Source organism: Methanothrix thermoacetophila PT (assembly GCF_000014945.1).
Lineage (GTDB): Archaea > Halobacteriota > Methanosarcinia > Methanotrichales > Methanotrichaceae > Methanothrix_B > Methanothrix_B thermoacetophila.
In genome coordinates, this window is sequence record NC_008553.1 from 293,684 (window position 1) to 316,984 (window position 23,301).

The window sequence follows — 23,301 nt, forward strand, 5'->3', positions numbered from 1 at the left end:
ATATTATTTGATAATAAAAATGGTAATAAACAGTGCATTAAATATGATTATGATATGGATATACAGATAAAGCATTCAAATTTCTTGATTTAGATCCAATTCACATGTTCATATACGAGTGGCTCACACCATCACTTTTCGTAGAAGATACCTGTAAGGAGATGCTGCATAACATCCACGACTCTCTCTGTGGATATGAGGTATACAGTGATACATATCAGTATCGCGAGTTGAGCCGCTCCTCAGGGCGTGCGCCGAAGTTCATTGACGCATCCGCCAGGTTAAAATCCGTGGGATCAGACGGACTCTGGATGAGAGTTCGCAGAAGCTTTGCGGCGACCGGGCCGTGCCAGCACGGTGGCAGGGTTCGTGAGATGTCCAGAATACTTGGCATGGAGATCCTGGATTTCAGCGCCAGCATCAACCCCCTCGGCTCCCCTCCCCTGGAGGACGTCGTGCTGAGTGAGCTGAAGAACATCTGCCATTATCCGGACATCACATACAGCGATTTCAGGGAGGCTGCAGCATCATTCGTCGGTGTGGAACCTGAGAATGTGGTTCCCGGAAACGGCTCATCAGAGATAATAAGGATATTCTCAGAGGTATGTATAGATGATGGCGAGGTTGCGCTCATACCGTCTCCCACGTTCGGCGAGTACGAGACCCAGTCGAGACTTGCGGGCGCACAGATCGTTAAAACAGATATTGGTCTAGAGGAGCCAAAAGATCTGGATTCGGTATTCGATGAAGCTCTTTTAAGAGATGCGAAAGCAGCATTCTTCTGCAACCCGAACAATCCCACGGGAATTCTCACAGAAAGGAAGGATCTCATGAGGCTTGCTGAACGCTGCGAGGAGCACGGGGTGTTCCTTCTCGTCGATGAAGCATTCATAGAGCTCTCCGATCCTGATCAAAGCGTGGCGGATCTCGCTCCTGATATGGATGGATTGGTGGTCATGAGATCCCTCACGAAATCATTCGGCGTCCCCGGACTGCGTCTCGGGTTCGCTGTCACGAACGGTGAGCTTGCAGAGATCATGAACATGGCACGGATACCGTGGTCGATAAGCTCGATAGCATCTGCAGCAGCTGTTCATCTTTTGAAGAACAAGGAGTTTCTGGAGAGGAGCAGGCAGTTTGTCATCGAAGAGCTTGGCTGGCTGAGAGATGCTCTGAGAAGCATCGGATTGAGACCGCTAAGAAGCAGCACGAACTTCATGCTCGTTGATGTGAGGGGCACAGGCATGGAATCGGGCGAGCTCGCAGAGAGGATGCTGCACGAGGGCGTTCTCATAAGGGACTGCAAATCTTTCGGTCTTGATGGATACGTCAGGGTCGCGGTGCGAAGGAGAGAGGAGAACGAGAGGCTGGTCCTCGCCTTCAAGAAGATCCTGGAGGGAAGATGAGGGAGAGTTGCGATCGCTATCCCTGCCACTTCGAGGGGCAGGACTGCACATTCTGCTTCTGCCCCTTCTACCCATGCCTCGACGAATCGCTCGGATGCATGGTAGATGGGAGATGGAGATGTGATGGCTGCACCATCCTTCACAGACCTGATGTTGCAGCCGAGGTTGTTGAGGAGCTGCTCAGAGGGGAGGAGCTGGAGATCGTCTGGAGGAGGGTCAGATCGCAGCCATGATAACAGAGATATTCCCATTTTCGGTTCTGATCCTCGCACTCCTGATAGATATCGTCCTGGGAGAGCCGCCAGCTGCGCTTCATCCTGTAGTCATAATTGGAACGGCGGTGGACCGTCTCAGGCGGATGATGCCGCGGAGGAAGATCTCCGGGATGATCATCTCTGTGCTTGTGATCTCCGGAGCCGTGCTCGCTGGCTTTGCTCTCATCCGTATCGCATATGCCACTGGATCTCTTGCAGGATCCTCTGAGATGGGAGATATCCTGGCTCTTATCATCTCCTCCTACCTTTTGAAATCCACATTTGCCTTCAAGAGTCTGATCATGACCTCCAGAGAGATAGGCAATCTCATTGATGAGGATCTCGATGCCGCAAAACATCTCCTTCCAGCTCTGGTGAGCAGGAACCCCCTGAATCTCACACACGCACAGGCCAGGTCCGCAGTCATCGAGTCGCTCTCCGAGAACTACGTCGATACGATCGTCTCTCCGCTCTTCTACTACGTGCTGTTCTCCTGTGCAGGCCTCGGCGTGGAGGCTGCGCTTGCGTTCAAGGCTGTGAGCACGATGGACAGCATGTTGGGTTACAAGAGCGATGATCTCAGAGAGATCGGATATGTCCCCGCCCGCCTCGACGACATCCTCAACTGGATCCCGGCCAGGCTGAGCCTGCCCCTGATCATGATCGCCTCCCCCCGGAAGTCCATGGATATCCTTAAAGCATGCATGCGATACCACTCAGTCACCCCGAGCCCTAACTCGGGCTGGCCAATGGCAGCGGCTGCGGGCGCTCTGGGCACGAGAATGGCGAAGCCCGGGGTTTACACGATACTTGATGAGGGGAGGGATCCGGAGAGCGAGGATGTCTCCTCGGCCATTTCGCTAATCGGAAGGGCGATGGTTCTGGCCGCTCTGTTATCAGCACTGCTGCTCATCCTGCTGAGATGACGCAGCGATCCTTCAGTGGCGCGATAATAAAAAGAGCGGATCTGCAGCTGCTACAGATCCCTACCATCCTGCCCTGAACGAATATGGCGGTTTGAGCCAGGCCCTGAACGATGTGTAGTATCCTCCGAAGTCCGGCCTCCACGCCGTGAACGAGTATCCTTTCTGTATTGTGAAGTCTCCGTCGCTCGTGTCGGATGCCTCAGCTCCGGTCTCGTAGATCACCGTGACCTTGACGCGCGCCTGTGTTGTGGCTATGTTCGGCGGTCTCCATGTGAAGCTCGTCGCTGGTCCCATTATACTCGCGATTGTGTGCGGGTATGTCTTTCCTCCGTCCGTCGAGTACGAAAGCACCACACCTGAGACAGATGCTGATGAAGGCATCGTCCAGGTTATCGTGACCGGGATCTGCCTCTTCAGGACCTCGCCACCGTTGGGCGTTATGAGTCTTACCAGATTGGTGTCCATGGATTTGACGAACAGCCAGGTCTCTGTGATATTTGGCGCACCGGCTCTTGTGAACCTGAAGGTTATGACGTGGCTGCCAGGTCCGAGGCTGGCCCATTCATCATCCGTAATTGACCACCCAGGATAGTACCAGCTCTTGGCATATATTCCTGTGCTTATTATGTTCCAGTCACCACCGTCGATCCTGTACTCTGCTGTGAGCAGATCCCATATCGACTCCACCTGGAGCGTCGTGAGGACGGGCTTGGTCGCATACGGAACAGGGCTCGACGCTGGCTCTATTGTGACACTGTAATCCTTGCCTGCAAGAGCAATCGGAGATCCTGTGAGCAGAGATGCTGAGAACTTCCCGCTCACGCGATTCTCAGCTGCGTTTACAGCTGTATCAGTGGCCGCGATCCAGTTGCTTCCATCCCAGACATAGAGGTTGAGCGAGTTCTCGGCAACATATGCGAGATCAGCATCAGCATAGGTTGCGGTTATGGTGGCCTCGCCGCCCGGATTGCCTGTCAATATGACATCTAAGTATCTGATCGGTATCGCAGGCAGCTTTGAGGCATCATACGGCTCCTCTCCAGGCATGTAAGCAGCGCTGCCCATTATCGTCCCGCTGTAGACGATTCCGCTCAGCTCGACCCTGATACCTGCATCAGGATTGTCGAAGACCACAGGAGATGCTTTCGTTATCTTTCCGTTTATGGTTCTGGCTGTGAGCCACGGGGCATAATCCACAGAGCCGAGCACAATGTTGTTCGGGCTCACAGGCTTGCCCTTATCCATTCCAACTCCACCCTCGCCCCAGAAGCATACCCTCGAGAGAATCGTTGACGTCAGTGTGTTTCTGAGGCCTACACCATTGCCCTCTATGTTGTTATAGAATATCAGCGGGCTTGTATTTGAGACGTCTATGCCATTGCCAGTCGATGCTCCTGTGATTGTGAAGCCGGTTAGAACGACACCGGAGCCGGTGATCGATACAGCATTCCCTGATGGATTGGCTGCGTTAATTGTGGGATTGTTGATGCCCACCAGCTTCAGAGTCTTGTCCACCACCACATTCTCGTTATAGGTTCCAGAGTACACCACAATGGTATCTCCCGGGCTGGCATTGTTGATTGCATCCTGTATGCTGCTCTTGCTGCAACCAGATGGGCATACAGTATAAGTGGCAGCATCCGCTGATGCAATCAGGATCAGAACCGCCAGCCAGAGAGGCAGGATTGAGCTTACCCCCCTTCTCGAAATCATCGCTACTCACCACATTTGCTTATTGAGTAATGATTATTAGCATGTCATATATATACCTTCCTGCTCAGCATGCGTATAATTGTTTTTTACTGGAATAATTGATTTAAAAGTTATTAATATTATTATTTAATTTCTCCGATGGCTTTTCCGCTTGTGAGCGCAGACGGTTTGTGGTCTCGTGTATATCCTGTAATGGATCGCCATGCCATTCTCCAAATGCCCTATGCGCCCTGAAGGAGTATGCTGTTGATTCAATTCAGATGCACATCAGCCTGCAAGCCTCTGTGCTGATGGATGACTGAAAAAACGGATTCTGCCTGTAAGGACCAGTCCAAATAAGAGATGATTTAAGAAATCTGTGGCTCACAGCTTTTGGATGGAGGAAATACTTAATCCAGATGGGTCCGCCTATAAGAACCTGCCCGAATAAGAGCTTAAGCCAGAAATCCGGGTTTTACTGCCTTTGGATGCTGAGACACTAATCCTTATTCGGACAGATTCGCCTGTAAATACACAACCTTTATCACCGAGGTGTGCAGAGAGTCTGAGCTGCATAAACAGCTTGACTTGGGAGTTGCCCTGATGGAAACCATGGGAGATCTGATCCGCGGGCTGCGGGAGATTTCGCGCGCGGAACCAGCCGCTGAAGACGTGGAGCGGATACTGGGATGGCGCCCTGAGTTCATACGGTTTTTCACGCCGTCTGAGGACGAGAGTATAATGGTGATGGTCTTTGAGAGGGGAGTTGTGCTCGAAGTCAGGTACTTTCTAAACGATAACCTGAGAGCCCTGGGGGACGATCTGGAGATACGCCTTATGCTCAAGATAGATATCACCTCCAGGGTGGGATACAGCGTCTTCTACTCGAAATACATCCACGGGCAGGGATACATAAGGGTATCACTGAGGGATGTTGAGAACAAGATGGTCCAGAAGATCCTGGAGGACTACTACCTTCCGAGGCTCAAAAGCATATACAAGCCTGTGATCATGGAGTTCAGAGGTTTCTCTGACAGGGACTTCTTCGGCGTCGAGGCCGGAAGAGAGCACGGCTACATCTACTACTCCCCCGTGAGGCCAAAAAGCGGAGAGAATGAGGTGAGAATCCTCGACGTCATAGCCAGGCTCTACCATCTGGAATCGATACTAAAGAACAGGGACGTACCGCACCAGCTTGCAGAGCTCGAGCTGCAGATGAGCCTGCTTCCAAGCGTGATGTGGATGTGATCTGCTGGAGCGCTCTTGGCTCATCATATGCGCGAAGGTGAACGAATATCGACGTGGCGCCTGAGTATTCCTATAAACCCTTATTTTTACAATGGCGGATTCTCGCTGAATCGTATTTGGCTCACATTTGCCTCAAAACCAGAGGTTTTAGGAATACTCGCCTGCCTGTGCCCCTGCGATCTGCGCCACGTCGATGCCATTGGCTCTTTTGGGGCGTGTCTACCTCTCCATCGCCATCCTTCTCATATCATGCGGCATCTTCTCGATGGCATACCGCAGAACGATCCTGGCCATCTCGCCCTTTCGGGACATTATGTAACTGAAGACCTCCTGCTGGTGGCATCTGCTGGCCTCCTTGAGAAGCCAGCCGCAGCCCTTCTGTACGATGTCCTCGGGATCTCCGAGCAGCAGATCCACGATCTCCAGCATCTCGCCCAGAAACCGCCCCCGCCGCGCTGAAGGTACCATGGTCACGGCCGCGGCCCTGCGCACCCACCGGTTCTCTGATGTGGCCCAGCCCTTCAGATTCTGGATATACGCAGGGTACATCTCAACGAATGTCCCAAGAGAGCGGCTGCAGAAGGTGTCACACTTGACCCAGTTGTTTATGTACGATGCTACCCACCGCTCAAAGACCTGAAAATCCCGAGGCGCGTAGCTCCTCCGGAGTGCGTACGACCAGTCGAACGCCACGATCGCATCCTCGTTGTAATCCGTCTTGAGTAGTGCCTCACAGAGCTCGAAGATTTCTGTCTTCTCCAAGTGGCGGATACTCCTGAAATGACGCCTGGCGATCTCCCTGACCACGGGCGTCCTCACGCCGTAGAGCCTCACGGGCTCTCTGAAGAAGCGCTGCGCAGACTCCTGTGTCTGAGCGTCAGCATTCTGCAGCAGTTCAGCTCTTATTAGAGATACGAGATCCTCGCACATCTCCGTCTCTGCAGACAAGTTCTGGTGTCTTGAGAGGTGCTCCCCATATTGACGATTAGTTTGCGCCCTGCTATCCCCCATCAAAACTACTGGATCCGGGATCCGCTGCCAGCCTTCCTGATCTCCTCGGCGAGCATCGGCAGGAAGGTCCCGACATCTGTGACAAGGCCTATCGCCTGGGCCGTGCCCCTGTCCATGAGCTTCGTGACGGTTGCAGGGTTGATATCAACACAGAGCGTTTTGACGTACGAAGGCAGAAGGTTCCCGGTCGCGATCGAGTGGAGCATCGTCGCCATCATCAGCGCCATGTCCACTCCTTTTAACGCCTCTGCCATCGCATCCTTCGCCTTGACGGTGTCTGTTATGACCTCAGGAAGCGGCCCGTCATCTCTTATCGAGCCAGCGAGTACGAATGGTATTCCTTTTTTAATGCACTCGTACATTATGCCGCCCCTGATCTTGCCCTCATTTATCGCATTCTCTATCGAGCCGCTGGCGATGATCTCGCTTATCGCATACAGATGGTTTCTGTGACCCCCTGAGGTCACGTTCCCCTTCATGTCCATTCCAAGACTGGTGCCGAAGAGCTGTCTTTCTATATCATGAACAGCGAGCGCGTTTCCTGAGAGGAGAACATCGATGTATCCATCCCGGATCAGCTGGGCAAGCGCAGGTGCTGCGCCGGTGTGGACGACCGCGGGTCCGCAGATCGCAGCGATCCTTCCGCCCTTTCCCTTCGTCGCCACGATCTCCTCGGCGATCTGCCTCACTATCTCCACGCTCGGGCGCTCCGAGGAGACCTCGTTCCTCATGAAGCCGAAGAAAGACTTCTCGCGTGGCCGCTCAGGCGGCACGACCTTTACGCCGGTGGTTCCCACGACGACCATGTCGCCTTTTTTAATATGGTGTATCGGAGTGCACCTCGCGCTGCTGCCCGAGACCACAATAAGACAGTCCATTCGGCTCCCATCAACAGGGATCCACGTTCCGCGAAGCCTGATATATGTTGGATGGTTCGTGGTCGAGTAGAACCCCCTTGGGACCACCATGTCGCTGGGTGCCGGCTCGAGCCTGACATCCTCTGAGTCCACGAGCCTCGCACCCAGCGCGTTCAGCTCATCCAGGATCTGGTTGAGATGCGCCGGGTCCTTGCCGATAAGCGTGAGCCTTACATGACTCGGCTCGTCCTTTCTCTTGCCCACTGTGAACTCCTTTATCTCGAACTCGCCTCCCATATCCATGATCTTGTCGAGCGCCTTTGTCAGGATCAGCGAGTCGATCAGATGCCCCTCCATCTCTATATCGCATATCTCACTCATACAAACAACAGCTCCAAAAACTCCGCTCACCAGGGCTGACCCTCGATGACCGCGAGGGTTTTGTCGTTAGTGGACATCACCTGCTTCAGGATCCTGACCACGTACCTGTCTCCGTCCTGCTCTGGTATATCAAATATCGCCTTTGTCCCCATCCGTCTGAGATGCTGCTCGAAGTCACGCGCAGTCTGGATCGATCTCACCCTTATCTGCACCTGCTGCATGATCTGCTCGCCCTGCATCCTTCTCCTGATGGTATCGGTGAGCGGCACCAGTATGCTCTCCCCAAGCCTTAAAGCTCTTTCTCTCAGTGCCGCTTCATCCTCATTCCACTCGACCGACTGAAATCCCTCCCGAACGACCCTTGAGAAGAAGAAGTCCTGGGCGTAGTCATTGTAGTACCTGAAGGCGAACTCCAGGTCGCTGCAGTTGCTCTCCGAGGCTGTGTACTTCAACGGGCTCGTTCGGTTCTCAGGATCCTTTATGACGACGCCTTCTCTTCCCGACCTCCCCAGCCTTTTTATTATGCGAAATATCTCCTCTGCAGCCCTCTCCACCGGGAACTCGCCGAAGAAGGGCACAACCTTTATGCTGTACTCCTCTGCCAGGGCATGCGTGGCATGAACGCCCATCATCGATCGGCAGTTCTTCTTTGATATATCGAAGAGGTAGAAGTCTATGCTCTCAACTGGATAGACGTCCTTCGGCACGTAGGGATTCTCAGGGCCGACCATCTCCCCGCACAGGACTATATCCGGATGATCCTCAAAGAGATCAGGACTTATTCTCTCACGAACAATCTCCGTCGAGAACGGGCATATGTAGCCCCCCCTGGTCAGAGCGTATACATCACCGTCGACGGAGACAGCTCTTATGTTGTAGCCATTCATCTTCTCCTCAACGGCCACCCTGTCGATAAAGTTCCTCCTGATCGCAGGGCCGAGCATCATGGCCCGTCTTATCTTCGGGTAGCCATGAACGACATCGCCATTCTCGAATATCACAGTCCCGGGCTCGACCCCGGATGTGCCCTTATCGAATCGCAGCAGGCGGGGCTCGGGCCATCTGGAGAGCTTCAGGATGCCCTCCATAAGAGATTCAAGCCTCTCAACAGGCAAGCCCAGACTCCTCGCTGCCCTGCTCAGGTTCATAGAACCCCCTGGGGCTCAGGGGTAGCGGAAACTGCAGATTTCAAGCTGGAGTGGCTGATCATCAAGAGCCCCTGAAAAAAAAAGTATCATGCGGCCAGGGCCTTGGTCCTGACCAGGTAGTCTATGAGGCACCTCCTAGTTATCATGCCAGCAAGGGTCCCGTCGCTATTGAGCACCGGAAGACCTCCACGGTTCTCCTCCAGGATGATCCTGCGGACCTCCTCAAGCGGCGTGTCCACATAGACGTACTTCACATCATGCGTCATCACATCAGATACCAGAAGGTTCTTTATCCTGGTCTCCTGCTGCCGCCATGAGACGAGATCGCGGAATGCTCTTAGAGCTCTTGCTATATCCCTCTCTGTGAGTATCCCCACGAGCTTTCCGCCATCGAGAACCGGAAGCCTTCCGATATCCCTGTCCATCATCATTCGTCTGGCGTGTATCAGCCTGTCTCGTGGGGAGACTGTCAGAGCGGAGCGCATTGCGTCCTTCGAGACCCCTGTGAGCTTGACGTTAGCAAGGATCTCCCTTGGTCTCACCCATCCAAGGATCTCGTCGTTCTGAGTGACCACAAGGACAGAGGTCTTCTGGAGCAGCAGTATCGCCTCCTCTACGCCCATCTCAGGGTGTACGGGAATCACAGCATCAAGTGTCGCAGCGGCCACGTGCAGTGAGGAAGCCGGCATTCCAAGCCGCCTTCTCGTGCCCAGAACCCTGGCGATCTGTCTCATCGTTATTATGCCGCCGAGCTTCCCGTTATTTGTCACGAGCAGCCTTCTGGTGCCATGCTTCTCCATCAAATCGAGCGCATGTCCCAGACGCTCAGATTTATCTATCGTTATCGGCGGGGTCATTATATCCTTGACCTGCATGCCTCACCATCTCCCTATCTCCGCGACGATCTCTCTGGTGGAGAAGAAACCAACCATGCTATCGTTCTCGATTACAGGCATGCCGCATATGCTCTTCTCCACGAGAACCTTTGCATCGTCGACAGCTTTGTCATCAACACGCGCCGCAATGATCGGAGACGACATGATGTCCTCTGCGACAAGCGGCACCTGCTTTATGTACCTGTACTGCTTCCGTCCGGCTGTGCTCTCCTTCCTGGTCATCTTTATGCTCTTCATCTTCGGCTGGTCGAACGAATCGAAGATGCCCGCAAATGTCAGGTTAGACCTTGTTATGACTCCCACAGGCCGCATGTTGTCCTCGTAGACCAGAACCCTGCTCACCCCATGAAGATTCATCTGCTCAACGACATGCGCTATTGTGTGATGTCTGTGAACGCTGACCATGCCCTCAGCCATGAGATCCCCGACCTTCGAATCGAGGTTCTGCTGTGCAAAATACTTGAGCAGATCCCTGGAGGTTATTATGCCCACGAGCTCTCCGTCCTTTTCCACGGGGAGACCATCAATCTCGTTCTCCATCATGAGCTCCGCAGCCTGGGTGAGTGTTGCATCCGGGTATATCGTTATCGGGTTCTCGGTCATCACAAGCTGCACAGGGATTCTGTCGATCGGCCTCCTCCTCCATTCAGGTGCTGCCTGGGCGAGCCTGTTCGATATGTCGTACTTCGTGACTATTCCGACAAGCTTCCCCTTGTCCATAACAGGAAGCCTGCTTATGTCATGCTTGAACATCAGGTTCCTGGCCCTCTGGATGGGCTCATTCCTCTCCACCACCCAAACGGGTGTTGCCATGTAATCCTTAACTCTCATCTCGCAACTCCCCTATGCTCCGCCAAAGCCCTCAGGAAATCCCTCTCTGTTATGATCCCCACCATGGATCCGCCCTCCATCACAGGCAGGGAGCCAACATCCTTCTCCACCATCAGGTTCGCAGCGTCCTTCAGCCTGGTCCTCGGGTCAGTCATTATTAAAGATCTCTTTATCAGACTCTTTATCGGCTGCTCCATCACTTCTCTTATATCTCCCGTTATGATCTTGCTGAACGCCTCTCCCGAGGCCATGTACTTCATGATGTCTGAGGCGGTTATGATCCCTGTCAGAATGCCATCCTGAATTATCGGAAGGCGCCTGAACCCCTTCTGCACTATCATCCTGGAGGTCTTCTCTATTGACATGCTGGCGGGGGCTGTAACCACATTCGGGCTCATGTAGTCGCTCACAGTCGTATCTATGTCGGTGTTTCTAACAACTTCAACGAAGTCCTCCTCTGTCACGATCGCCTTTATCCTCGACCTCTCATCCACGATCGGAAGACCGCCCACGTTGCGCTCGTACATGATCCTCAGCGCCTCATCCACCGAAGCGGTATCCGGAGCCGAGATCAACTTCGTGCTCATGATCTCCCGTATCTCAGCATTGATGGCCGCCAGAATGTTGCCCTCGTACTTCTTTCTCACCAGGTTGTGCCTTATGCCCCCTCCAAGAAAGTCCACGATATCCACGCACGTCACGAATCCTAGAAGCCGGTTCGTGCCTGCGTCCGCTATCGGCAGCCTCCTGAAGCCGTAGCTGTTCATTATCTTGATCGCGCCGATTATCGTTGTCGTGGGTGGGGCAGTGACAACCTCTGTGCTCGCTATGCTCAGAATATCCCCCTGGCGTCTCGCCACCCTCGAATCGAACTCAACCGGTCCTCTGTCCATGCTGCCCGGAGGGACTGGTATCCCCTCGACCCTCTGATCCCCAATCCTGTGATCAACTCTCTTCATTCAAACATCACCAAGGACCGCTTTAATAAGATCATACCTATCGACTATACCTACCAGCACATCATTCTCCACCACAGAGATGCGTCCGATGTCGTGCTTCAGCATCACCTCCACCGCCTGCCTGAGCGGGGCGTCTCTCTTGATGCTGTACAGAGGAGTGCTCATCAGCTTCTCCACCCTGATCTTGGCGGTGTCCTTAGACCTGTACATGTCCTCCTTGCCCAGCCTGGCCCACCCCCTTTTCAGTATATCAAACCTGGTGATGATCCCGATGGGCCTCCCGGACTCATTCACCACCGGCAGACCCGTAATGTCCTCTTCAAGCATCCTGTCCCATACCTTCGATATCGGGTCGTCGGGCCTGGCGGTGATCACATCTCTGGACATGATGGCATCGACCGGCTTATCCGGAACCCTGCTGAGGTCGAGGTGTTTGAATATGTCCAGAAGGCTCACAACACCCCTGAGCATCCTGCTGGAAGGCGAGTCCACTACCGGGAGAAGCGTCACCTTCTCCTGGAACATCAGCCTGGCCGCGTCCATCATATCCATCTCCTCGGTGATGAGAGGCACGCTGACAGTGAATCCCGCCACAGTGACGTTCGACCTTGTGGAGGTTATCCTGAGCATATCCTGGTTTGTCACGATGCCGATGACGCGACCCTCTGGGTCTATGACGGGAAGTCCGCGCACATGGTTATCCCTTATGAGCTGGCGCGCCCTGGTCGCAAAATCTGTCTTCTCCACATAAAGTGGATCCCTGGACATAATATCAGCTACTATCATTGTCGCTCCCCATCCAGAATGCCTGACAATAATCCGAAGCAGAGAATATCATCTGCTGATATCTCGACAGCTCCAACAGAGCATCTCCCCATCAACAGAGACCAGAGAGTCTGAAAGCTGACCACATCGCTCGCATATCCCCCTGACCATCTCGCTTGGCTCCTGAAAATGCACACTTTCCCTGTGCATCTCTATAAGATCCGCCAGAATATCATTCAATCCGAGAGATGCACCGGAGACAAGATCCGTGTCGGTGATTATTCCCACAAGTTTGCCATCATCGGAGATGACCGGGAGCCGCTTTACGCCGGATTTCAGCATGAGCTCGGCAGCATCACGGAGGCTTGCGTCCGGGTGGATCTTGATGAGCGGTGAGTTCATGACGTCCCCCACCCTCGACTTTCTGGGATCCTCAGCTCTGGCGACTACTTTCTTCACGAGATCCCGCTCGGTTATAATTCCTATGGGTTTTGCACCCTGAACCACAATCAGACTGCCAACATTGGCAGAGATCATCCTGTTTGCAGCATCAAGCACATCTGTATCTGCATCGACTGTCAGCACCGGGCGGCTCATGATCTCTCGCACACGCATCGTAGTCTCCATCGCCTTAACCTCCGTTTCTTCATACTCTATAATTCCACATCCAAATTCTTAGCGATCTCAACCTATAAAAGAGTCTCTGTGTATCAGCAGATGTGATACATATGGCTCTGCTGTGACGGTCGAAACCATCTGCTCCTCTAGGCCACCTACCTCTCCCAAAAACTGCGCACCATGGATGCTGCGGCATCTCTGCTATGAGATCATCTGCCACGCACATGCTGCAATATATGCTCAAGCTCCTGAAGGATGAGCTCGATCCCGAGGGACGCAGCTGCCGGGGATCCCGGTATGGCGAACACCGGTACGCCGCTGATGATGCCTGCTGATGCCCTTGTGAGCATCACCCGCGTGCCGACCTGCTCCATGCTCTTAAGCCTGAAGATCTCTCCGAAACCTGGAATGCTCTTCTCAACAAGCGGCTCGATCGCCTCTATTGTGAGATCGCTCGGAGACAGGCCGGTGCCCCCACAGAATATCACAGCGTCGCTCTTCCTCTCGATGCTCTCGAGCAGAGCAATGCGTACAGGCATAACACCATCTGGGATCAGCCTGTACCTGAAATCGTGACCTGATGCGGTTATCTTTTCGACTATCGCTTTCCCTGAAACATCCTCAGCATCATCCGGCCCGGACACAGCACCGTACTGCATGAAGCGCGAGGTGCTGACTGTGATCGAATCGATGATCATCAGATGGAGGCAGATGTGAAACCATAAATCCGTTTCGATACGCTCGACGGACGTGTCCGAATGAGGATAGGTGTATCCGACCTGCAGAATGCAGTAGGTCCAAATTTCTGGCCTCGACTCTAATCCGGACAGGTCCCGCTCGACATATGGTTTAACAGGACCGACGACAACCTCCGGGAACCGATTTGGTATCTGCCACCTATGTGCATCTCTGGCGTGAAAACGTAGATGTATGATCGCCGCTCACCGGCCACCACATACGATGCGCTACCAACCCTGGCCCGTCGAGTGAAAACGTAGATATACGATCGCTCCGCAGCGAATCTCATGATTAGCCAGATAGAGCAGGCCATTGAAGGATTTGAAAAGATGAGCGCTGATAAGAGAAGTGCCATGCGCGGGATTCTGCAGAGGTACGTCGAGGGGGATATGGGGCTCGATGAGGCATATTACGAGCTTCTGGACACGGGTCTGATCCCCATGCCGAGCAGGTGTGCCATGAAGCCGAAGGTCGCGTCTGAGGGCGATGAGGCCAGGCTGAAGGATATGATAAAAGCAAGGATACTGCAGTGAGAGGATAGAGGTATGGTATTCTCCCAGAGCGAAGGCGCGGGAGCCTTCCACTCCAAAGCTGCCCGAAGCGCGACCATCCTCTCACGCCTCTAAATCTATGAACATGCGCCGGGGATTACGCTCTTACGCACCCCCTTCCAGGGCCTTCAGCTTCGTGTCTATCGATATCACCTTGTCCAGTCTGTAGTCTATTGTCACAGTGGTTATCACCCTCTGCACCTCCATGTCGGTCAGTATCTTGTTCGCCCTCTCGACGATCATGCAGACCTGCTCGATCGATTCTGCCTCTATTGTTGTGGACATCGCCCCCGGCACGAATCTGATGCCCGAATTTCTCAACATCTCATGCACCGCACGGATGTACCTACCGGCGCTTGTGCCCGCGCCCATGGGTATCACGCTGAATTCAGCAACTATCATGATAATAAACAGGATGCCATCCTATAGAAATATTTTGAGATGCCGGATGATATGATTGTGACGATGGGCCCGACGCGATTCGAACGCGTGATCCCCGCCGTGTAAGGGCGATGTCATGACCACCTAGACCACGGGCCCTACCGCCACCTCATATACATTTTGGTATTAGACACTATCGCTTGCTCTTCGTGCGAATGTACATGCCGGTCATTGTCTCATCCAGCACATCCGCAGGAGGTGATCTGGTCAGAAGGCTCACCACCACCATGGCTGCTATCGAGAGAAGAAATCCATAGAAGCTGAAGTGCACTGGAAGAGGTGAGACGAACCAGTGGTACCACCCTGCCACAAGCGCCCCGATGAGTCCCAGAGACATGGAGGCTATCGCACCCTCCCTTGTCGCCCTCCTCCAGTAGAGACCTGAAAGTATCGGCACCACGAACGTGGCGAGCATTATGCCTATCCCCATCCATATCAGGAATGCCAAAAGCTCCGGTGGCTTCCTCCAGGCCAGGATCAGCGTCAGTATCACAGAGAAGACTATCGCCAGTCTGCTAACCAGAGTTATGCTTCTATCCGAGGCTTTTTTGTTGAAGAACATCTTATAGATGTCCCATCCAACATAGCTGCCTATGGTGAGCATGAGCCTGTCAGTGGTGGACATCACAGCAGAGAGCACGATCACAGCGACCAGCGGGCCTGCGGTATGGGGGAATATGTGCATCGCTGCAACAACGAATGCGTAATCCTGTGCGTTGGATACGTTTGTGGGAAGCGCAATCATCCCCTCCTCCACCATCACCCTCGACGCAAAACCTGAGATCTTGATGAGGTACATCACGATGAGGTACAGAACAAACGCAGCAAGCGGTGACCACTTGAAGAAGCTTCGACTTCTGGCCGATAGGACGTTGTTTATAACATGGGGAGCACTCGCGAGCCCGAACGTGAGCAGGAAGAAGAATGATACCAGGTACATCGGTGTCAGAAAGGCGTATTTCGCATATGGTGGGTGCATCTGCGGGTACCATATCTTCACGTAGTTTGGATCTATGCCTGCAAGGACGTTGTTGACATGTGTGAGACCTCCAGCTGACTGGATGATGAAGGGTGATACGATAAGGACTCCAATCAGTATCATCAACCCCTGTACAAGCGAGATCCAGGCGATAGCGTAGAGCCCGCCCAGGATCGTGTATATCATCACTATTATGGCGCCGATAAGCAGCGCATCAGTGTATGAGATCTTGAGCATCCAGCTCAGGACCATGCTTATGGCGACGTACTGCCCCACCAGGTAAATCAGCGATACAAGTATCCCAGCCACAGCGGAAAGCCCGCGCAGACCGCGCTGGCTGTAGAACCTCTGCGCCAGGTAGTCCTGTATGGTGATGTATCCCATCCGCTCGGAGATGGCATGGAGCTTCGTCCCGTACACCAGAATGACAAATGCCGCGCTCAACGGCACGAAGATCTGCTCCCAGATCGTGGGCCATCCTCCTATGTATCCCAATCCGCTTGTCCCGAGTATCGTCATTCCACTGCATATGCTTGCCACTATCATCAGTGTGAGCAACCAGAAGCCGAGGTTCCTTCCCGCAACTATGAAGTCCTCAGAGGATTTGACCTTCTTGGATGCCCATGCTCCTATGGCGAGAAGACCCACCAGATACAGGCCGAGAATGATTGCCATATTGAAGTCCATCAGCTCCACCTCAACGCCCAGCCCAGGAGAACGAGAGTTATGATGCCAGGCACCATTGTTACTGCGATAAGAGTCTCAGTTGGCAGACCGAACAAAGATATCTCCTCCCTCTGATGCATGATAGCGTGCTTCATTGTGGCATATAAAGGTGGCGTGTGAAGCACGCAGCATTTGAATGTATGCTGTGGTTTGCAGTAAAAACCATGATAAATGATCGATTTATTGATGGACGTTTTATTATTAGTATTGATGTATTATCTTGATCTTCAATGTGCTATTTCATCGGTGATCGGGTAGCGCATAACAATAAAATACATACTGGTGCATGAGGTCGGCGGCTGTGCTGTATCGTTGGGCACAGGGCAGTGTGACGAATTCGCTGTAAATGATGTCGTCTCAAAATTCCCATGCGTATTGATTTATGTGGATTGTTATTTCCGCGCAGAATCGATGCAGATCAGTATCGTTGCTCAAATAGTTTCGAGACGATCTCAATTAAAAACCGATCGGTATGCATTGCACCAGCATGAGGTCAATTTACAGCAAATTAAACACACCACCGAGCTCAGCCAGATATGACCCTTGTGAGGTCACGTGGCATTCTGCCTGTTATCTCCCAAGTCTCGTCCAGATGTATACGAAGCGCTGTACTGCTGTGATGTGGCTGAGTATCATAGTGATGAGCACCATCCAGCCGAGTATCTGGAGACCTTCTATCCTGTGGGGGTACAGGGCATTTGCAAGCGTTGCGATGATCAGGAAAACAAGCCTGTCAGCCCTGCCGAGCATACCCCCGTAGCATCTCCTGAGATTCACAGCCTGCGCCTGTGTACCGATGTAGCTGGTCACGAGAACACCTACGACCGCTAGATAGCCTATCTCCCACCCGATATAGCCTGCGAAGATTATTCCTGATAGCAGCAGCACATCAGAGTACCTGTCGATCACATGGTCGAGAAAATCCCCTCTCTGATCCGCGTGCCCCATCCTGCGGGCCAGAGCGCCATCCACGGCGTCCGCGAGCCCGTTGAGCATGACCATGATCGCTGCTCCAAGAAGCATTCTCTGATCTGAGGCGGAGATGTAGTAAAAGACGAACGCGAGAAATGAGAAGCAGAGGGAGAGGACTGAGAGCATATTGGGGGTGAGGCCCAGCCTCTCGACGATCTCAGCCATAGGCTCTGTGACCGATCTCGATACCCCTCTGAGATCATCCAAGGTCAATCTCCGGATCCCCCAGCCAGTCGATGCCTCCAGGGGGCATCTCGATCTCTCTTTTTAGTATAGCGGTTATGATCGATGCAACCTCCTCCGGGCTCAGATCGGTGGTGTCGATCTCATGTACCCTGGAGCAGAGCTCAAGCGCCTCAACCAGTATGAGATCGATCGCCTCTGCCTCGACGTTCTCCCTGATCTTGCTCGCACTGTATCCACGGGCCTCCAGGCGCCTGCGAAGAACGTTCGGATGTAGCCTCAAGACTATCGCCTCATCTGCAAAATGATGCGCGAAATGCCCCTCGATGATCAGCACATCATCCCCACATGATCTCTCGATCTCTTCGATCTTTTCTTCGAGAGCATCCATGTCGGCTTCCAGGCATTCCCTCTCAGGGTCGAAGCCTGCGCTCATCCCATCCCTTATCAAATCATTGAGATTCACGACCCTGAACGGAAGGAGACCCGAGACCGTTGTCTTTCCCGTCCCCGGGGTGCCGGTCAGTGCTATCCGCATATCTCCCTGTAGGCCTCCAGAAACCGCGCGTTCTGCTCAGGAGTTCCAACGGTGACTCTAATGTGATGATCTCCAGCATCTCTGAAGGATCTGCAGTCCCTGACTATGATCCCCTTCCGCAGCATTCTCTCAGTGATGACATCAGACCTCTCCGAGGTCTCTATGTATAGAAAGTTCCCCCACGATGGGCTCGCCTCTACGATCTCTGAGAGCAGCAGCTCCCTCTCTCTCTTTATCATCTCCACGGATCTGCGCATGTGCTCCAAGTCGCTCAATGCTGCAATCCCTGCAGCAACCGCAGGGGTTGTGACCCCGAAGAAAGGAGGTGCAGCCATTCTGTAAGCCTCAGCGATCCATTCTGGCGCGAGCGCATAGCCCAGGCGAACTCCTGCAAGGCCGAACGCCTTCGACATGGTCCTACCAACAACAAGATTCTCGTACTCATTCACCAGATCCACCATGCTCCTCTCCGCGAACTCCACATATGCCTCGTCCAGGAAGACCACAGCATCTGTGGACTCGATTATCGATCTCAACAGCTCCTCATCCACGACCTCTCCGGTGGGATTGTTAGGAGAGCATATGAAGACCATCCCAATGCTCTTATCTCTCAAACGCTCGATCATCTCACCCGGCTCGGTTCGCCTGACGAACACCGGATCCGCGCCGCACAGGATCGTGACGATCTCGTAGTAGCTGAATGTCGGGGTGGGGATCAGCGCGCGAACCCCGTGATCCAGGAAGAGACGGGAAAGAGTATCGATCACGCCATCCATTCCGGAGCCAATGAGCACCTGGCCCTCAGGAAAGTTTGTGTAACGGGCGATCGATTCTATGAGATCCACTGTCTCGGGGTAGAGGTTCAGTGGAGCTTCGGCTATAGCCCTCCGCACTGCCGGGCTTGGCCCGTACGGGTTCTCGTTGCTGCCCAACTTCACGATCCTCTCAGGGGGTATCCCGTAGGTCCTGGAGATCTCCTCAATCCCCCGCCCGGCGACGTACGGCCTGAGTCTGGAAAGCACAGGTCTAAGCCTATAGTCTCTCTCCAATTACATCCACCACGCGATCGATCTCTTCCTTTGTGACGACAAGAGGCGGTACCAGACGGAGCGTATGCTCACCTGTGCTGTTCAGCAACACACCATCCGCACGGGCTGCATCCACCACAGCCCTCGCATCCTTATCTATATCGACACCGACCATGAGACCGAGCCCGCGAGCACTGACGGGCAGCCTGCTCAGCTCTCTCAGGAGGTAAGAACCCATCTCCTCCGATCTCCTCACAAGATTCTCATCCCTTATTGCAGATATAGATGCCAGTGCTGCTGCGCATACCAGAGGTCCGCCGCCAAAGGTGGATGCATGATCTCCGCGCTGGAAGCAGCCTGAGATGTTCTCGTTGGAGAGCATCGCGCCCATTGGAAGCCCGCCGGCGATCGCCTTCGCCAGGGTCATGATGTCAGGCATCACACCACTGTGCTCCTTCGCAAACCATCTCCCTGTCCGCCCGAAACCGGTCTGTACCTCGTCAAAGATCAGGAGAGCCCCTCTGTCATCACATATCTCCCTGGCAGCCCGGAGGTACTCGTTCGATGCAGGATAGACCCCTGCCTCGCCCTGGACCGGCTCGAGTATGACAGCGGCGGTTTCTTTTGTGACGGCTGATTTCAGCGCCTCTAGATCGTTGTACGGCACGAACGTAGCCTCATTGAGGGGGCGGAACGGCTCTCTGTAGCTCTGCTTGTACGTCAGCCCGAGAGCGCCAAGCGTCCTCCCGTGAAAGCTGCCTGTCGCAGCGACGATCTCGATTCTTCCTGTGGCCCTCCGCGTGAGCTTCAGTGCAGCCTCCACGCTCTCTGTGCCTGAGTTGCAGAAGAAGACCTTGTCCATGCCGCTGAGGGACTTCAGCTCCTCTGCGAGCCTGACCTGGTTCTCAGTGTAGTAGAGATTGGATGTGTGTATGAGAAGCTCACACTGCCTCTTTATCGCCTCGACCACCCTCGGATGGCAGTGGCCAACGTTGTTCACGGCTATACCTGCAACGAAGTCTATGTACTCCCTGCCGTCTTGATCCCAGACCCTCGCGCCAGAGCCGCGTGCTATTAACACGGGCTGTCTTGTGTATGTCTGGAATATCGCCCGCGATTCTCTTTTAATGATATCATCAATGCTCATAGGAATCTCCTCGCAAACCTCAGGCTATCCCTTATCTGCGCCATGACATTATTGCATGTTATCCCCATGTGCCCCGGATACATGCAGCTCACATCATCCAGCTCCAGCAGTCTCTCTATTGATCTCACGAGATCCTCTGTGGAGCCTCCAAACAGATCTGTCCTTCCTATATTCCCGTCCGGAAATACGGTATCTCCTGAGAAGAGCATGCCCTCGCGCCGCTCATAAAAACACATGCTCCCTGGGGAGTGGCCCGGTGTGTGGATGACCTCAAGCCTCAGATCGCCGAGATCCAAGACCATGCCATCCTCAAGAGGCATATCCACCTCGAACTCAGGCGCTGTGTCGCCGAAAAGGTACGCCACCGTCGCCAGATCATCGCCCACCAGACCAATCTCCTCTTTTGACAGCATGATCTTAGCACCAGTTCTCTCCTTTATCGCAGGCGCAGCTGCAGAGTGATCGTGATGGCAGTGTGTGAGAATTATCATCTCGAGTTCCTCGGGATCGATGAACCTTCTGATATTCCTGATTGTGGGCTCGGCGAACATCCCGGCATCGATCAGGACCGGCCGCTCGGCCATGACCAGGTATGCATTTCCGTCGTAGGCCGCACCGCTAACCTTATGCACCTCAACCATCTAAACACCTTCTGGCCAGATAACGTCTGAATATATAATGGTAACATGACTCTGATGGAAGATGCAAAGAACGGGAGGATTCCCGATGCGCTCAGGAGTGCCGCTGAGATCGAGGGAGTGGATCCGGAAGCGCTGAGGAGGCTCCTGGCGGCAGGGCGTGTGGTGGTACCCATGAACGCCCGGCGGATGAGAGAGAGGGCTGTGGGCATAGGAGAGCTTCTCTGTACAAAGGTCAACGTCAATGTCGGCACATCCCCATCGCTTTCCAACATTGAGGAGGAGGTTGAGAAGGCGCTGGCTGCAGTGAACGCGGGAGCTGATACGATCATGGACCTCTCGACTGGAGGGGATCTCGATGAGATCAGGAGATCGATCCTCAAGAAGGTCGATGTGCCAGTTGGAACCGTCCCGATATACCAGGCGGCTGTTGAGGAGAATCTCACGTCGCAGGGCATGTTCAACGCTCTTGAGAAGCATGCAAAAGATGGTGTCGATTTCGTCACGGTCCATGTCGGCGTGAACAAAGAGTCGATGAGACGCCTGTGCAGGGATCCGAGGCTCATGGGCGTTGTCTCACGCGGCGGCTCTCTGACAATGAAGTACATAACCGAGACCGGAGAGGAGAACCCATACTACGAGGAGTTCGATTACCTGCTGGAGATAGCGAAGGAGCACGACCTGACGCTGAGCCTGGGCGATGGCCTCAGGCCTGGGTGCATAGAGGATGCGAGCGACCGGGCGAAGTATATGGAGTTCATACTGCTTGGAGAGATGGTTGCGCGCGCCAGGGAGGCAGGCGTCCAGGCGATGGTGGAGGGGCCAGGCCACGTGCCCGCGGACGAGATAGAGACCAGCGTGCGCGCGATGAAGCACCTCACTGACGGCGCCCCGCTATATCTTCTGGGTCCCATTGTCACAGATGTTGCGCCAGGATACGATCACATCACGGCTGCGATGGGCGGGCTGATCGCCGGCATGGCAGGTGCCGACTTCCTTTGCGCCACAACGCCAAGCGAGCACCTAGATCTGCCCACTTTAGAGGATATCATCGAGGGTACGGTGGTGACGAAGATCGCAGCTCATGCAGCCGATCTCACAAAACCCGGAGTCAGGGAGCGCGCGAGGGCATGGGACCGGAGGATGGCAGATGCCAGGGCGAACCTCGACTGGGAGGCGCAGTTCAGAGAGGCGATAGATCCCACAAAGGCGAGAAGAATCCGCCACAGAAGGGGAATCGATGTGGAGACCTGCACGATGTGCAGCGAACTCTGCGCGATAAGGATCGCGAGAGAGGCCCTGAAGCATGAGCGCTCAGACGAATCTTGAGAGGGCCGCAGACTCCTTGATAAAGTATCTCACTGTGAGACCCGAGGAGCTCATGCGCCAAACGGGGATAAAGGAAAAGGACTTCGCGCCCATCGAGCCGCAGCCGTTTGAGGGAAGGATATTCGCAGTCGACGGCTCCAACGTCAAGGTCTGCGATCTCTCCGTGGTCAAGGCGAACCACATCCGCGCTGGGTATGTGGTTTACAGAGGGAGGCGGTGGGAGAGAACCGCTGTGACCTATGATGATCTCTTTGTTGCTGATAGAAGGGACTACATGGAGTGGTTCAGGGAGCCGCTGGAGAGGCTCGAGATGGGGGAGATCGATCTGAGCGGCCTCCGGGGGAGCGAGCTCGACAGGATCTCGACCTATTTCAGAGAGCTACAGGAGTATGTGGCGCTTGACGCTGCGCTTTCCGAATCCGAGGAGGGGGATCTCATTCTTTATGATGGCGGCTTCGCCATATGGAAGGACCGCCCCTTCGGCAGGGTCGTAGATGAGATCATAAAGAGGGCAGCGAAGCGCGGCGTGGATTTGCTAGGCGTGAGCAAGTCCACCACGATATCATGGGGAGAGATTTCAATGCCTCTCGTGTATCACGTCTCCAGGCTCGGAAAGAACCTGCTGCCCGGAATGGCATGGTGTGTGGATCTAGGAGGAAAGAATGTCCATCCGGATCTGCAGGAAGGGCGCTGGGAGGGGAGCATTTACATGGTGCTGTTCCATCCAGAGGCAGACCGAGCCTTCAGGGTGGATGTTCCTTCTTACATGAATGGACGTGTCACCTCTGCCCTCTCAAAAGCAGCCGCTTTCTCCGGATCATCGGAATCTCCCGGATATCCCCATGCCTTATTCAGAGCACACCATGACCTGAAGCTATCCTCACATGATGGTAATATGAGCTGGTTCAGGATGATCGACACGATGGCAAAACGCCACAGTGTGAGCATGAAGGATCTCAGAAGCGCGATGGATTACCACGAGATCCTGGACATATTTTGATCTGATGCGCAGCTCATGATATACTGTTCCGGTGGATGC

General features: G+C 54.0%; 24 protein-coding genes and 1 tRNA gene. 7 read left to right on the forward strand and 18 right to left on the reverse strand.

The window, feature by feature from the left end:
- Positions 1-311: 311 nt before the first annotated feature.
- From cobD to MTHE_RS01505, 3 genes are read left to right on the forward strand one after another with little or no spacing between them, the layout of a single operon-like run.
- Complete coding sequence (gene cobD / locus MTHE_RS01495) at positions 312-1,406, forward strand: threonine-phosphate decarboxylase CobD (RefSeq protein WP_175265677.1); 1,095 nt, start codon at positions 312-314, stop codon at positions 1,404-1,406.
- Positions 1,403-1,639, forward strand: coding sequence for a cysteine-rich small domain-containing protein (locus MTHE_RS01500; protein WP_175265678.1), 237 nt, complete (start codon positions 1,403-1,405; stop codon positions 1,637-1,639). Before cobD ends, MTHE_RS01500 begins: the two co-directional genes overlap by 4 nt.
- Entirely contained in the window at positions 1,636-2,586 is a 951-nt protein-coding gene (locus MTHE_RS01505; RefSeq protein ID WP_011695489.1) for a cobalamin biosynthesis protein, read from the forward strand. The genes MTHE_RS01500 and MTHE_RS01505 overlap by 4 nt, the downstream gene beginning before the upstream one ends.
- 60 nt (positions 2,587-2,646) lie before the next feature.
- Here the strand turns inward: MTHE_RS01505 and MTHE_RS01510 are convergent, their stop codons facing one another.
- A complete protein-coding gene (locus tag MTHE_RS01510; RefSeq protein WP_011695490.1) occupies positions 2,647-4,299 on the reverse strand; it encodes a right-handed parallel beta-helix repeat-containing protein in 1,653 nt (550 codons plus the stop codon).
- A gap of 582 nt (positions 4,300-4,881) precedes the next feature.
- Between MTHE_RS01510 and MTHE_RS01515 the strand changes: the two genes are divergently transcribed.
- The gene (locus tag MTHE_RS01515) at positions 4,882-5,526 is read left to right on the forward strand and encodes a hypothetical protein (RefSeq protein ID WP_011695491.1); all 645 of its coding nucleotides are present in this window, start codon (positions 4,882-4,884) and stop codon (positions 5,524-5,526) included.
- A gap of 219 nt (positions 5,527-5,745) precedes the next feature.
- Here MTHE_RS01515 and MTHE_RS01520 read toward each other — a convergent pair whose 3' ends face one another.
- The 9 genes from MTHE_RS01520 to MTHE_RS01560 form a co-directional block, all read right to left on the reverse strand.
- Entirely contained in the window at positions 5,746-6,474 is a 729-nt protein-coding gene (locus MTHE_RS01520) for a DNA alkylation repair protein (RefSeq protein WP_235619474.1), read from the reverse strand.
- Between the two features lie 68 nt (positions 6,475-6,542).
- Complete coding sequence (locus MTHE_RS01525; protein ID WP_011695493.1) at positions 6,543-7,775, reverse strand: ornithine cyclodeaminase; 1,233 nt, start codon at positions 7,773-7,775, stop codon at positions 6,543-6,545.
- A gap of 26 nt (positions 7,776-7,801) precedes the next feature.
- Positions 7,802-8,923 (reverse strand): RNA ligase, encoded by a 1,122-nt coding sequence (locus MTHE_RS01530; protein ID WP_011695494.1) that lies wholly within the window; start codon positions 8,921-8,923, stop codon positions 7,802-7,804.
- Positions 8,924-9,009: 86 nt separating this feature from the next.
- On the reverse strand, positions 9,010-9,798 hold the full coding sequence (locus tag MTHE_RS01535) for a CBS domain-containing protein (RefSeq protein ID WP_011695495.1): 789 nt from the start codon (positions 9,796-9,798) through the stop codon (positions 9,010-9,012).
- Positions 9,799-9,801: 3 nt separating this feature from the next.
- Positions 9,802-10,650, reverse strand: coding sequence for a CBS domain-containing protein (locus MTHE_RS01540; protein ID WP_011695496.1), 849 nt, complete (start codon positions 10,648-10,650; stop codon positions 9,802-9,804).
- Positions 10,647-11,609 (reverse strand): CBS domain-containing protein, encoded by a 963-nt coding sequence (locus tag MTHE_RS01545; RefSeq protein ID WP_011695497.1) that lies wholly within the window; start codon positions 11,607-11,609, stop codon positions 10,647-10,649. Before MTHE_RS01545 ends, MTHE_RS01540 begins: the two co-directional genes overlap by 4 nt.
- Positions 11,610-12,395: a CBS domain-containing protein gene (locus MTHE_RS01550; protein WP_011695498.1), complete on the reverse strand. Its 786-nt coding sequence runs from the start codon at positions 12,393-12,395 to the stop codon at positions 11,610-11,612.
- Positions 12,396-12,443: 48 nt separating this feature from the next.
- Positions 12,444-13,001 (reverse strand): CBS domain-containing protein, encoded by a 558-nt coding sequence (locus tag MTHE_RS01555; RefSeq protein WP_011695499.1) that lies wholly within the window; start codon positions 12,999-13,001, stop codon positions 12,444-12,446.
- Positions 13,002-13,201: 200 nt separating this feature from the next.
- Positions 13,202-13,690, reverse strand: coding sequence for a MogA/MoaB family molybdenum cofactor biosynthesis protein (locus MTHE_RS01560; RefSeq protein WP_011695500.1), 489 nt, complete (start codon positions 13,688-13,690; stop codon positions 13,202-13,204).
- A 327-nt stretch (positions 13,691-14,017) separates the two neighbouring features.
- Here MTHE_RS01560 and MTHE_RS01565 point away from each other — a divergent pair, with 327 nt between their 5' ends.
- Entirely contained in the window at positions 14,018-14,263 is a 246-nt protein-coding gene (locus MTHE_RS01565; protein WP_011695501.1) for a hypothetical protein, read from the forward strand.
- 123 nt (positions 14,264-14,386) lie between these two features.
- Here the strand turns inward: MTHE_RS01565 and MTHE_RS01570 are convergent, their stop codons facing one another.
- From MTHE_RS01570 to MTHE_RS01605, 8 genes are all read right to left on the reverse strand, one after another.
- Positions 14,387-14,683 (reverse strand): MTH1187 family thiamine-binding protein, encoded by a 297-nt coding sequence (locus MTHE_RS01570; RefSeq protein WP_011695502.1) that lies wholly within the window; start codon positions 14,681-14,683, stop codon positions 14,387-14,389.
- 64 nt (positions 14,684-14,747) lie between these two features.
- Positions 14,748-14,821, reverse strand: a tRNA-Val gene (locus tag MTHE_RS01575).
- A 34-nt stretch (positions 14,822-14,855) separates the two neighbouring features.
- Positions 14,856-16,388 (reverse strand): sodium:solute symporter family protein, encoded by a 1,533-nt coding sequence (locus MTHE_RS01580; RefSeq protein WP_011695503.1) that lies wholly within the window; start codon positions 16,386-16,388, stop codon positions 14,856-14,858.
- Positions 16,389-16,997: 609 nt separating this feature from the next.
- Positions 16,998-17,606 (reverse strand): CDP-alcohol phosphatidyltransferase family protein, encoded by a 609-nt coding sequence (locus MTHE_RS01585; RefSeq protein ID WP_232840873.1) that lies wholly within the window; start codon positions 17,604-17,606, stop codon positions 16,998-17,000.
- A complete protein-coding gene (locus tag MTHE_RS01590; RefSeq protein ID WP_011695505.1) occupies positions 17,599-18,120 on the reverse strand; it encodes an adenylate kinase family protein in 522 nt (173 codons plus the stop codon). Before MTHE_RS01590 ends, MTHE_RS01585 begins: the two co-directional genes overlap by 8 nt.
- Entirely contained in the window at positions 18,111-19,169 is a 1,059-nt protein-coding gene (hisC, locus tag MTHE_RS01595) for a histidinol-phosphate transaminase (RefSeq protein ID WP_011695506.1), read from the reverse strand. Before hisC ends, MTHE_RS01590 begins: the two co-directional genes overlap by 10 nt.
- Positions 19,153-20,295: an acetylornithine transaminase gene (locus tag MTHE_RS01600; protein ID WP_011695507.1), complete on the reverse strand. Its 1,143-nt coding sequence runs from the start codon at positions 20,293-20,295 to the stop codon at positions 19,153-19,155. The genes hisC and MTHE_RS01600 overlap by 17 nt, the downstream gene beginning before the upstream one ends.
- Positions 20,292-20,936, reverse strand: coding sequence for an MBL fold metallo-hydrolase (locus tag MTHE_RS01605; RefSeq protein ID WP_011695508.1), 645 nt, complete (start codon positions 20,934-20,936; stop codon positions 20,292-20,294). Before MTHE_RS01605 ends, MTHE_RS01600 begins: the two co-directional genes overlap by 4 nt.
- Before the next feature lie 45 nt (positions 20,937-20,981).
- Here MTHE_RS01605 and thiC point away from each other — a divergent pair, with 45 nt between their 5' ends.
- The gene (gene thiC, locus MTHE_RS01610) at positions 20,982-22,262 is read left to right on the forward strand and encodes a phosphomethylpyrimidine synthase ThiC (RefSeq protein WP_011695509.1); all 1,281 of its coding nucleotides are present in this window, start codon (positions 20,982-20,984) and stop codon (positions 22,260-22,262) included.
- A complete protein-coding gene (locus MTHE_RS01615; RefSeq protein WP_011695510.1) occupies positions 22,240-23,262 on the forward strand; it encodes a DNA double-strand break repair nuclease NurA in 1,023 nt (340 codons plus the stop codon). Before thiC ends, MTHE_RS01615 begins: the two co-directional genes overlap by 23 nt.
- Positions 23,263-23,301: the final 39 nt, after the last annotated feature.